Source organism: Ornithinibacillus proteolyticus, from assembly GCF_039581225.1.
GTDB classification, from domain to species: Bacteria; Bacillota; Bacilli; order Bacillales; family Amphibacillaceae; genus Ornithinibacillus; species Ornithinibacillus massiliensis.
Genome location: NZ_JBCPXV010000001.1, coordinates 198795 through 211625, shown reverse-complemented (window position 1 = coordinate 211625; position 12831 = coordinate 198795). Strand labels below are relative to the sequence as shown.

Genomic DNA, 12831 nt, shown 5'->3' with positions numbered 1-12831 from the left:
CAGTGTCATTATTAGATAATTATTATATAATGAAACTACATAACTATTAATTATCTAATTCGAGGTTGTTATCGATGAAAATTGAGGATTATGAATTACTCTTAAAACTAAATGAAATAGGAACAATCAGGGGTACTGCAAAATCAATCCTTATCTCACAGCCTGCTGTTACCCAGAGATTAAAGTATATTGAGGATTATTTTGGGGAAATGATTTTCATTCGGACACCGAAAAGCCTTGTGCTAACACCGAGTGGGGAAATTATTTTAGATCATGCCAAACAAGTGATCAAACAAGAGCAGTTATTAAAGAATAGGCTGTCGAAATCTAGTAATGAAGTACATGGTACTTTATCCATTGCCTGTTCATCTGTCATCAGTCAACGGTTCCTTCCAAAGATATTAGGTGAATATACCAATCTGTATCCCAATGTAACCATTAACCTCGTAACCGGGATTAGTGAAGATATCCGAAGAAATCATAAGGATTATCATGTATGTATCACACGTGGAGAAAAGCTGAAGGAATCCACAAGTATACGTTTGTTCGATGATCCACTTTACATATTTGATACAGAACCATTTCCAAAGGATTCCTTAAAAGAACGCCCGTTGATTTCATTTAAAAGTGATGATAGTATGCACGAATTAGTGGATAATTGGCTTTATCATCATCAGCATCAAATTAAACCTGTACGCACTATGACCGTAGATCAAATAGAAACATGTAAGCAATTTATGAAACAAGGGATTGGTATGGCTGTTCTTCCTAAAAGCGTATCGGATTCCTTAATGGATGAGTTCCCTAATGTAGCGTTAGAACTGGATGGAGAGCCGGTAACGAGATATACTTGGGTGTCTTATCAAGAAGGAATACTAGAATTACCGCAAGTCAATGCATTTATTAACATGCTAACTAGAGAAACATTCTTGTAAGCTTTTCTTAAGGAATAATCATTATTTTTAATAGAAGGTTCTTTCAATAAATAGGTAAAGGGAAAATGTGAATAAATCATCGCATTTTCCCTTTATGTTATTTTAGTGAACGAAACGGTATGAAGCTACTTCTGGTTCAATGACTCCATCAGGAAACAGGTCGACCAGGTTGCTAGAATTCTGACATATTCTCATCCATTCTTTTTAGCTAACATGCTAAAAGATAGATTATTTTTTTAATTTATCCACTACGGATTTATCTGGTGTAACATAGATGGTTCGTTGATTATCATAAATAACAAAGCCAGGTTTAGAACCGTTTGGCTTTTTAACATGTCTAACCTTTGTAAAGTCAACCGGAACAGACGAAGAATTTTGCGACTTGCTATAGTAGGCCGCTAATTGTGCTGCTTCTGTTATGGTTTCGTCACTTGGTTCTTTTGCTCTAATCACAACATGGGACCCTGGGATATCCTTCGTGTGTAGCCAAATCTCATCCCTATGGGCAAGCTTCATTGTTAAATATTCATTTTGTTTATTATTTTTACCAACTAATATGGTCGTACCATCGGAAGCGATATATTCTTCTGGTTTAGGTGTCGATTGCTTATTCTTACGCTTTCCGATTTTTTGTTTTTTCAAATAGCCTTCTTCACGAAGCTCTTCACGGATTTCTTCTATATCCTCAACTCCAGCAACATCTATTTGTTGCAAGAGCTGGTCGAAGTATGAGATTTCTTCCTTCGTTTTGACCATTTCCTCTTCTACCTTCACTTTAGAGGTTTTCAATTTTTGATAGGTTTTAAAGAAACCTTGCGCATTCTCACTTGGGGTTTTGTTCGGATTTAAATCAATTGTAACCTCGGCTTGTTCCGGGTCATAGTAATCGATTACGGTTACAGAAGTATCTCCCTGTTTTACCACATGCATATTCGCTGTGAGTAATTCCCCAAGTTTTTGGTATTTATCGGCACTTTCTGCTTTTTTAAGTGTACGAGCATGTTTCTTTAGCTTCCGTTCATTTTTATCCCGTTCGTTTTGAATGAAACGATATAAGTCTTTTGCTTGTTGTTTGACTCGATCTCGTTCTGCTTTTCCAGAATAAAATGTATCAAGCATTTGGTTCGTTGTTGAAAAATATTCTTTGTCACCTTGAAAATCGTTCATTTCAATTACGTGGAATTCTTCTTTACTTCCCCGGTAAATCACTGGTTGATATCGGTTATCAGCTATTTGCTCTTGAAGTTTAAGAAATTCTTCCATGAATTTTTCATTAGTACCGAGGCTTACACGATTCAGTAATTCCTTGGCTATAAATGGAGAAAATCCAACAAATAATCGGACGATTTGAGAATCTAGTTTCCCAGCATTAAAGTCAAGTTTTCTAATAAATGTCTCTCCATCTACTTCTAATGGATTTAACTTATCCTGCTGTGGTGGTAGGACATATACAGAGCCAGGTAGAACGGTTCGATGTCGGTTCTGTGCTATTGTAATATGCTTCAGGCTATCGATGATATGTCCTTTTTCATTGTCTACAAGCATTAGATTACTATGTTTGCCCATTAATTCGATAACCAGCTTTTTATAAGATATATCGCCGATTTCATTCCTCGTTTTAATAGAGAATGTTACGATTCTTTCCATTCCATCCTGTTCAATAGCTTCTAAGATAGCACCAGACAAGTGTTTTCTAAGTACCATACAGAACATTGGTGCATCAGCAGGGTTATGAAAAGAGTCCTTTGTAAGATGGACTCGTGAATAGGTAGGATGAATCGATAATAATAAAACATGATTTTTTCCTTGGCTACGAATGGTCATAATAATTTCCGTATCCGTAGGTTGATATATTTTTGTTATTTTTCCGGGGACAAGTGTGTCGGACAATTCTTTTGTCACAGCTCTTGTTACTATTCCGTCAAATGGCATTTGACTCACCTCACAATCCAAATTATAGCATTAAATAGGACAAGTCTGCATAGATATCACTATAAGATTTATCGTTTTGAAATGCTAAAGAGGTTAAGCGTGGAGGAATGCGTCATGAAAAAGTGGTATCAGTTAGATGTAGAACAAGTAGAACAAAAGCTTCAAGTAACCACCAATAGAGGGCTTAGTTCAAAACAAGTGGATCAACGGCATAAGCAGTATGGTTATAATGTTTTGGAATCGGCCAAAAAGCAATCGAGGTGGATAATTTTTTTAAAGCAATTTCAGGATTTTATGGTACTCATCTTACTTGCTGCTACTTTGATTGCAGGTATGTTAGGCGAATTTGTTGATGCGATTGCGATTATGGTCATTGTATTAGTCAATGGAGTTATTGGATTTTTTCAAGAACAAAAAGCAGAAAAGTCACTGGAAAAGCTTAAAGAATTGTCTGCACCATTAGCGCATGTCTATCGTGATCAAAAATGGGAAAGGGTTTTATCACGAGAGCTTGTGGTTGGTGATGTCGTTAAAGTGACTAGTGGTGATCGTATCCCGGCAGATATTCGCATCGTGCAATCGAATAGCTTAGAAACGGAGGAGTCCGCATTAACTGGAGAATCTTTACCAGTTATGAAACATGCTACTGCTATTACTAGGGATGGTCTTGATGCCGGAGACCAAGTAAATATGGGTTTTATGGGTACCTTAGTTACCCGTGGGTCAGGTATAGGAATAGTTGTAGGAACTGGTATGAACACGGTAATGGGACAAATTGCTTCTCTTATGTCTAATACGAAAAAAATTCCAACCCCATTAGAGAGAAAGCTTGCAGAATTAGGAAAGATATTAATTGTTGTTGCTATATTACTAACTATCTTAGTTGTTGGTCTTGGGGTAATACAAGGTCATCCAGTTTATAATATGTTTCTTGCAGGGGTATCGCTTGCGGTTGCAGCAATTCCGGAAGGGTTACCTGCTATTGTTACCGTTGCGCTTTCATTAGGTGTTCAACGCATGATTCGCAAGAAAGCCATTGTACGTAAATTATCCGCGGTAGAAACATTAGGCTGTGCTTCGGTTATTTGTTCTGATAAAACCGGAACGATGACAGAGAATCAAATGACTGTTAAGGAGATGTACGTAAATGGCGAATCTATTACCGTTACTGGTGATGGGTATGATATTGAAGGAAGCTTCTTACTCGGTAATAAGAAATTAACGGATGAGTATCCGAATTTAGAGAAGATGCTCCTATACGGCCAGTTATGTAATAATGCGGAGCTACAAGTAAAAAAGGGTAAATACATGGTTGATGGAGATCCAACAGATGGTGCATTATTAGTTGCAGCTAGAAAAATTGGTCTAAATCATTTAAGTAGAGATAATTTTCATATTGTGAAAGAAATCCCCTTTGATTCAGATCGCAAGCGAATGAGTATAGTGGTTGATGATGATAATGGGCAGCGGTTTCTAATTACGAAGGGTGCACCAGATGTTTTATTACCACGCTGTAATTATGTATTAGACAAGGACAATCGAAGAATTTTAAAGCAACAGGATAAGGACAAGATAGAACGTGCTATAGATGGAATGGCCAACAAGGCATTACGAACCATTGCGATAAGTATAAGGCCTTTATCTAAGGAAATGTCACTGGAAACGGCTTTTCTTGAAAAAGACTTAACATTTATTGGTTTGTATGGCATGATAGATCCTCCTCGCAAAGAGGTTAAAGCAGCAATAGAAGAATGTCGCCAAGCTGGTATTAAAACGGTTATGATTACAGGGGATCATGTAAAAACAGCTCGTGCAATTGCAAAAGAGCTTAAGCTTTTACCGGAAGATGGAATGGTATTAGAGGGCAGTCAGCTAAATCAAATGTCTACGGAAGAACTAGAAGATATAATTGAAGATGTATATGTATTCGCCCGTGTAACCCCAGAGCATAAGTTAAAAATTGTAAAGGCGTTTCAATCTCGAGGGCATATCGTTGCGATGACAGGGGATGGGGTTAATGATGCACCTGCCATTAAGGCTAGTGATATTGGGATTAGTATGGGAATTAGTGGTACAGATGTAACGAAGGAAGCTTCTTCCCTCGTTCTAATGGATGATAACTTTGCTACGATAAAAGCAGCTATTCAAGAGGGACGTAATATATACGAGAACATTCGAAAATTTATTCGTTATTTATTGGCATCAAATGTCGGAGAAATATTAGTTATGCTCTTTGCTATGTTATTAGGTATGCCACTACCATTAGTGCCAGTACAAATCCTTTGGGTTAATCTTGTAACAGATGGATTACCTGCGATGGCACTTGGCTTAGACAAGCCTGAAGATGATGTGATGAAACGTACGCCAAGAAGTCCGAATGAAGGAGTCTTTGCTAGGGGCTTAGGTTATAAAATTATAACAAGAGGTATCTTAATTGGTATCGTTACGCTAATTGCGTTTATGGTTACGTACCAGAATAATCCTGAAAACCTTGTATATGCTCAAACAGTTGCTTTCACAACACTAGTTATGGCCCAGTTAATTCACGTGTTTGACTGCCGTAGTGAAGTTTCTGTCTTTGACCGAAACCCTTTTGGGAATATCTATTTAGTACTAGCTGTGTTATCTTCAGTCCTTCTATTATTAGTCGTTATCTACTGGGCACCATTACAGCCGATATTCCATACCGTATCATTAGGATCTCGTGACTGGTTGCTAATCTTAGGTCTAGGTGCAATACCAACTGTCCTATTTGGTTTTACTAGGAAGTAATTTAGCTAGAAGGAAAGTGTCTAATATTTAGAGGCTTTAGACAAAACGAATTCGAACAGAGGATAAACTGAACATGAAAGTTAGCGCATCAAATCCGCCCCGGAAATATACTACTTCCGTGGGCGGCTGGTGAGCCTCCTCAGAGCTAAAGCTCCCCAGGGTCTCACCGATGCCTTTCCTCACACAGGAGTCTCCGTATATTTCCGGGGCTATGTGGTGATGGTTCGTTTTTTATTACCTTTGTTTTCGTTTTGTCCCCGGCCTCTTTTTGTATTTCTTGAGCAAAGAGAATGCTTATAATTTGGCTTGTACTGTAACTTTACCGTTCTATTTCAACCTCGAATTAGTTGCTTCCATCACAAATTGTATTCACTATTCAAAGTCCAATAATCGTAGGATGACAACAAGATATGCTATAATTAATGATAAGTTAATTGAAGTAGGTGATGTTTTTGGTGAAAAGTATGACTGGTTATGGAACAAGCACATTCAATTTAGAGAATACATCCATTACAGTAGAAATAAGATCGGTAAACCATCGATTTTTGGATATTGTACCAAAGTATCCGAGAACATTTTTATTCCTGGAAGATAAAATTAAACGGATTATAAATTCTTACTTTAATCGAGGCCGAATTGAAATACATATCGACATGGATGGAAAGGGTTTTGTTAATAAGTCCATTCTTACGGATTGGGATTTAATGGATCACTATATGCAACAACTACAAATCGCTAAGGATCGCTATTCGCTTCCTGGTGACATTCCCCTCTCTATGTTGACTGTTCTCCCAGACTTAATGACAGTTCAGGAAAATGAAGAAAAGCCAAGTCAACTTCAGGAACAATTATTAACTCATGTAGAACAGGCCTGTCAGCAAGTTGTAGAAATGCGTGTAGAAGAAGGGAAGCACTTAGTCGATGATATTATGAAACGTGTATCCACTATTCGAGATATGGTACTATTGTTAGAAGGACGAAGAGAAGCGGTTGTCGAGGAATATCGTTTACGTATAAAAAAACGTATTTCTGAATATGTTAATAACCAAATTTCAATAGAAGATGGTCGTATCCATCAGGAAATAGCCTTATTAGCAGAAAAGGGAGATATTACCGAAGAGCTGACACGACTACATAGTCATTTAGACCAAATGAAAGAGTTATGTCAAAGCGATGAACCAATAGGAAGAAAACTCGACTTCATCGTACAGGAAATGAATCGAGAGGCCAATACGATTGGGTCGAAATCAAATGACCACAAGATCGGAGAATGGACCGTAGGCTTAAAGAGCGAAATTGAAAAGATTAAAGAACAAGTTCAAAACATGGAGTAAAACTTTTTCTGACACTTTTATTTTCCTAAAAAAGCCTATATAATAGTTTAGAATGATTAAGGGGGAAGGCAAGTTGGGTTTACAATTAATAAATATTGGTTTTGGAAATGTTGTTTCAGCGAATAGAGTAATATCGATTGTATCACCTGAATCAGCACCAATAAAAAGAATTATCACCGTTGCACGGGATAACAATAAATTAGTAGATGCTACATATGGGAGAAGAACAAGGGCGGTTATTATTACCGACAGTGATCATGTAGTGCTTTCTGCTGTACAACCAGAAACGGTTGGCCAACGAGTACTAAGTCATGAAGAAATCGCTGATGAATAAACACGGGTAATTAGGAGGAAAAAACTTGATTGAAGAGAAAGGCATTTTATTTATTCTTTCAGGACCATCTGGTGTAGGAAAAGGGACTGTTAGAAAAGAAGTTTTTAAGCGTAAAACCGAATTACGCTATTCGATATCTATGACTACTAGAGAAAAACGTCCTGGTGAAGTAGATGGTGTAGATTATTTTTATAAGACAAATGAAGAGTTTGAAAAACTTATTGAACAAGGAAAACTGTTAGAGTATGCTAAATTTGTCAATAATTATTATGGTACACCTAAGGACTATGTATTGGAAACATTGGATAAAGGGCATGATGTGTTTCTAGAAATTGAAGTTCAAGGTGCCATGCAAGTAAAGCAGAACTTCCCAGAAGGCGTATTTATCTTCTTATTCCCTCCTAGTTTAGAGGAATTAAAAAATAGAATAACTAATCGTGGTACAGAAGAAGAGGATGTAATCCTTAATCGATTAAAGGAAGCGCGCAATGAAATTGAAATGATGGATGCCTATGATTATGTTGTGGTGAATGACGATGTTGACAAGGCAGTCGATAAAATCCAATCCATTATTCAAAGTGAACATTGTAAGAGAGAACGCATTGCCGCACAATATAAAAAGTTATTGGAGGATGAACTATCATGATGTTAGAACCGTCTATTGATGAATTACAAGAAAAGGTAAAATCAAAATATTCCCTTGTGACATTATCTGCGAAAAGAGCTAGACAGCTACGTGAATTAAAAAACCTGCGAATTGAAAGTCCAAAATCACATAAATTTGTTGGTATGGCACTAGAAGAGATTGCTGCAGAGGAACTAAAATTAGAAGATGAACAATAAAACGGATAATCCCTTGCATGTAAAATGCGAGGGATTATTTTTTATGTCGAAATTATGGTATAACTAGACTAGAAGATTTATTCATGACTGGAAAGGTGTATGTTACTATGCGAAATAAAAATATATTGCTAGGCGTCTCAGGTGGGATTGCGGCTTATAAGGCATGTGCCTTAACGAGTAAATTAACACAACAAGGTGCTAATGTTAAAGTGATGATGACAGAATCGGCAACTAAGTTCGTATCGCCACTTACGTTCCAAGCTTTATCACGTAATCCAGTATATACGGATACATTTGATGAAAAAGATCCTAAAAAAATTGCTCATATTGAACTGGCAGATTGGGCTGATATTATCGTCCTAGCACCTGCCACAGCAAATGTAATTGGCAAGATAGCAAATGGTATAGCGGACGATATGTTATCCACTACCATACTTGCTACCAAAGCGGAAGTCTATATTGCACCAGCAATGAATGTCCATATGTACGAGCATCCTGCAGTAATCAAAAATATGCAAACCTTAACAGAGTATGGTTATCATTTTATTGAGCCAGGTGCAGGGTACCTTGCGTGTGGCTGGATTGGAAAAGGCAGACTAGAGGAGCCAGAAACAATCATTGAAGTAATTAAAGCCCATCAACAAGATACTAGGTTATTAGCTGGCAAAAAAGTATTAATATCTGCTGGACCAACAAGGGAAAAGGTAGACCCAGTTAGATTCTTTTCTAATCGATCTACAGGGAAAATGGGGTATAAATTAGCAGAAGCAGCCTATGAATTAGGAGCTGATGTAACCTTAGTGTCTGGACCAGTTCATATCCAATTAGAATCAGGAGTAGGATCCATTAAATTGGTTCATGTCACCACTGCTGAAGATATGTATCAAGCAATGATGGATAATTTTCGAGAGCAAGATATTGTAATTAAAGCAGCCGCTGTCGCGGATTACCGTCCCAAAGTTACTTATGAGGAAAAAATGAAAAAGCAAGACGGTAATCTACATATAGAATTAGAGCGAACGAAAGATATTTTAAAAGCACTTGGAGAAATGAAGACAAATCAATATCTGGTAGGCTTTGCTGCCGAAACACAAAAGTTACAAGAATATGGACAGGATAAGTTGAAACGAAAGAATTTAGATGCCATCGTGTTGAATAATGTATCACAACAGGGAGCAGGGTTTGGTAGTGATACAAATATCGTGACGTATTTAAATAAAAACTTAGAGGAATACAAAATTCCAAAAGCATCAAAGAAAGAAGTAGCAATCCAAATATTGCAATATATATTACGTGATATGAAGGATGAGAAGGCGTGAGTATTGCGAAGGTTATAGTGGATGTCCAGGCAAAAACAATCAATCAGACATTTGATTACCTTGTTCCTGAACGGTTTCAAGATATTATCAAAGAAGGAATGCGCGTTATTGTTCCTTTTGGTCCTAGAAAGATAACCGGATTTGTTGTAGCAATAAAGGAAGAATCCGAATTTAATAAGCTTAAACCAATTCTTGACGTATTAGATATCCAGCCGGTTCTTACTAAAGAATTACTAGAATTAGGAAAATGGGTTGCGGAAGATACGTTAACATTATATATTACAGCTTATCAAGCCATGCTTCCACAAGTTTTAAAAGCACAATATAAGAAAGAATTAATACGAAACACAGAAGAACCTCTCATTCCGGAAATGGAGGACCTCTTTGCTGGCAGAGATGTGATAGGTTTTGAAGAATTTGAGCATTCTAGCATTCCATACTCAAAATTACAGCGAGCCATTCAGGATACAACGATTTCCATTAATTATGTCGTAAAGTCAAAGGTTACGAAAAGGCAAGTGACCTATATTGAACCGAATAAAGAGACTTATTTATTAGAAGAGGCGTTCATGGATCTATCACATAATGCCAAAAAGCAAAAGCAAGTTCTTTCGTATTTTATAGAATTTCCTGAACCAATAGAACAAAGTAAGCTCTTTAAATTAACGAATACAAACCGAACCGTAATAAGGGCGTTACTCGAAAAACAGTTATTAAGAGAGTATAAAAAAGAGGTATACCGTAATCCTTATGAGGAGGCCTCCTTTCAAAAAACGTATCCACTTACGTTAACAGAACAACAGGAGAAAGCACTAGAACCTATCAATAGAAAAATACAGCAAAAAGAACATGATGTATTTTTAGTTCATGGGGTGACCGGTAGTGGAAAAACAGAAATTTACTTACAAGCAATTCAAGAAGTTTTAGAACAGGGTAAAGAAGCTATTGTATTAGTTCCGGAAATTTCCCTTACCCCACAAATGGTTAGTCGGTTCAAAGGACGCTTTGGGGAAAAAGTCGCTGTTATGCACAGTGCGTTGTCTAACGGGGAAAAATATGATGAATGGCGTAAAATCCAATCTAAAAAGGTTAAGGTCGTAGTAGGTGCTAGGTCAGCAATATTTGCACCGTTTGAAAATCTAGGAATTATTATTATCGATGAAGAGCATGAAACGACATATAAACAAGAGGATCAACCACGCTACCATGCAAGAGATGTTGCCATAAAACGTGGACAATATCATCATTGTCCGGTAGTACTAGGTAGTGCAACACCAACATTAGAATCCTATGCCCGAGCAAAAAGGGGCGTATACCAACTTGCTACCCTTAGCGAACGTACTAACAAACAGGAAATGCCAGATATCGAAATTGTCGATATGCGAGAGGAATTGCATAATGGGAATCGTACTATGTTTTCTACTAGGTTAAAAGAAAGCATGGAAAGTGCAATCAATCGCGGGGAACAAGTTGTTCTATTGCTGAACCGAAGAGGGTATTCTACTTTTGTGATGTGCCGAGATTGTGGTCATGTAAAGCAATGTCCACATTGTGATATCGCACTGACCTATCATAAACGATCAAATCAATTAAAATGTCACTACTGTTCATATGAGGAACCAATGCCAAATCAATGCCCGGAATGTACTAGTGATGCTATCCGATATTTCGGAACCGGGACACAGCGTGTGGAGGAATCGTTACATGAGTTAATGCCTCATGCTAGAGTTATTCGGATGGATGTGGACACTACGAGAAAAAAAGGAGCGCATGAAAGACTGCTTAAAAGCTTTGCCAATAAAGAAGCAGATATATTATTAGGCACACAAATGATTGCCAAAGGGTTAGATTTTGCCAATGTGACGTTGGTAGGTGTGTTAACCGCAGATTCTATGCTGCATTTACCCGACTTTCGTTCAAGTGAAAAGACATTTCAACTATTAACACAGGTTAGTGGTAGAGCTGGTAGACATGAGCTTCCTGGACAAGTAATCGTACAATCCTATACACCAGATCATTATAGTATTCAACTCGCAAGTGAATATGATTTTAATCAATTCTTTTTACGAGAAATGCAAATAAGAAAGACATTTCGCTATCCTCCATATGTATATCTAGCATTGGTAACTGTTTCCCATCCCAATCACGTGAAGGTGGTACAAATTACACAACGAATTGTTCAATTACTTCTAAAAGTTGTAAATGAGGAAACCGTTGTACTCGGGCCGACCGCATCACCAATAACTAGGATCAAAGATAGATATCGCTATCAATGCATGATAAAATACAGAAATGAACCTAACTTAAGAAAGTATTTAAAAAAGATAATCGACCAATTTGCGGATGAAGCTCGCAAAGAGGACTTATTAATTACAATTGATATGCAACCATATCACCTGATGTAGAAAGAGGTAATGTTATGAAACGAATCGTTTTTATGGGAACACCAGATTTTTCTGTCCCTATATTAAGAGAACTTGTTCAATCGGAATATGAAGTCGTTCTTGTCGTAACGCAACCAGATCGACCAAAAGGGAGAAAAAAGGTTATAACTCCTCCACCTGTAAAAGTAGAAGCAGAAGCACATGGTATCCCTGTTTTTCAACCGGAGAAAATTCGCCATGAATATCAACCAATCTTAGAAGTAAATCCGGATATTATTGTGACTGCTGCATATGGTCAAATTTTACCGAATGAGCTTCTGGAAGGGCCACAATATGGCTGTATTAATGTCCATGCCTCCTTACTACCTGAATTACGTGGTGGTGCACCAATACATTATGCTATTATGCAAGGCAAGAAGGAGACAGGAATCACCATTATGTATATGGCTGAAAAATTAGATGCTGGCGATATCCTTACCCAAAGAAGTATTCCGATTGAAACAGATGACCATGTAGGCTCACTACATGATAAGCTTTCTGTCGTTGGTGCACAATTATTAATGGAAACATTGCTCAACTTGTTTAGAGGGCAAATTCAACCAATTAAACAAGACGACTCCAAGGCTAGTTTTGCATCGAATATAAAACGTGAACAAGAAAAGATTAACTGGCATCAATCACATACCGAAATTTATAATCAAATACGTGGTCTTCATCCATGGCCAGTTGCCTTTACGACCTATGCTAATCAAACCATGAAAATATGGTGGGGTGAACCAGTAGAGCAGGTTCTGAATGGGGAGCCAGGTGAGATTGTGGCGAAAGAGAATGATGAAGCTTTTATTGTTGTGTGTGGAAATCAGAAAGGAATACGAATTACCGAAATACAGCCAGCTGGGAAGAAACGAATGACTGTAAAAGATTATTTACAAGGCTCCAGTGATCGAATCCAAATCGGTATTAAAATGGGTGAATAAT

Annotated in this window: 10 protein-coding genes; 9 read left to right on the top strand and 1 reads right to left on the bottom strand. The window is 37.4% G+C overall.

Annotation, left to right across the window (positions count from 1 at the left end):
* Positions 1-74: 74 nt before the first annotated feature.
* Positions 75-935 carry a LysR family transcriptional regulator gene (locus AAIB49_RS01075; RefSeq protein ID WP_186868615.1) on the top strand — a complete coding sequence of 287 codons (861 nt, stop codon included), beginning with the start codon at positions 75-77 and terminating at the stop codon, positions 933-935.
* 228 nt (positions 936-1163) lie between these two features.
* Here AAIB49_RS01075 and AAIB49_RS01070 read toward each other — a convergent pair whose 3' ends face one another.
* A complete protein-coding gene (locus AAIB49_RS01070) occupies positions 1164-2867 on the bottom strand; it encodes an Rqc2 family fibronectin-binding protein (RefSeq protein ID WP_339215395.1) in 1704 nt (567 codons plus the stop codon).
* 114 nt (positions 2868-2981) lie between these two features.
* Here AAIB49_RS01070 and AAIB49_RS01065 point away from each other — a divergent pair, with 114 nt between their 5' ends.
* The 8 genes from AAIB49_RS01065 (at position 2982) to fmt (ending at position 12830) form a co-directional block, all read left to right on the top strand.
* Positions 2982-5639 (top strand): calcium-translocating P-type ATPase, SERCA-type, encoded by a 2658-nt coding sequence (locus AAIB49_RS01065; protein WP_343456952.1) that lies wholly within the window; start codon positions 2982-2984, stop codon positions 5637-5639.
* A 446-nt stretch (positions 5640-6085) separates the two neighbouring features.
* Positions 6086-6973, top strand: a complete 888-nt coding sequence (locus AAIB49_RS01060) for a YicC/YloC family endoribonuclease (RefSeq protein ID WP_343456951.1) — start codon at positions 6086-6088, stop codon at positions 6971-6973.
* A gap of 73 nt (positions 6974-7046) precedes the next feature.
* Complete coding sequence (gene remA, locus AAIB49_RS01055; protein ID WP_186868619.1) at positions 7047-7307, top strand: extracellular matrix/biofilm regulator RemA; 261 nt, start codon at positions 7047-7049, stop codon at positions 7305-7307.
* A 25-nt stretch (positions 7308-7332) separates the two neighbouring features.
* The gene (gene gmk, locus AAIB49_RS01050) at positions 7333-7953 is read left to right on the top strand and encodes a guanylate kinase (RefSeq protein WP_211741512.1); all 621 of its coding nucleotides are present in this window, start codon (positions 7333-7335) and stop codon (positions 7951-7953) included.
* A complete protein-coding gene (rpoZ, locus tag AAIB49_RS01045) occupies positions 7950-8150 on the top strand; it encodes a DNA-directed RNA polymerase subunit omega (RefSeq protein ID WP_186868621.1) in 201 nt (66 codons plus the stop codon). The genes gmk and rpoZ overlap by 4 nt, the downstream gene beginning before the upstream one ends.
* 107 nt (positions 8151-8257) lie before the next feature.
* Positions 8258-9469 carry a bifunctional phosphopantothenoylcysteine decarboxylase/phosphopantothenate--cysteine ligase CoaBC gene (gene coaBC, locus AAIB49_RS01040; RefSeq protein ID WP_343456949.1) on the top strand — a complete coding sequence of 404 codons (1212 nt, stop codon included), beginning with the start codon at positions 8258-8260 and terminating at the stop codon, positions 9467-9469.
* Positions 9466-11874: a primosomal protein N' gene (gene priA / locus AAIB49_RS01035; RefSeq protein WP_343456948.1), complete on the top strand. Its 2409-nt coding sequence runs from the start codon at positions 9466-9468 to the stop codon at positions 11872-11874. The genes coaBC and priA overlap by 4 nt, the downstream gene beginning before the upstream one ends.
* A 14-nt stretch (positions 11875-11888) precedes the next feature.
* The gene (gene fmt, locus AAIB49_RS01030) at positions 11889-12830 is read left to right on the top strand and encodes a methionyl-tRNA formyltransferase (RefSeq protein ID WP_343456947.1); all 942 of its coding nucleotides are present in this window, start codon (positions 11889-11891) and stop codon (positions 12828-12830) included.
* Position 12831: the final 1 nt, after the last annotated feature.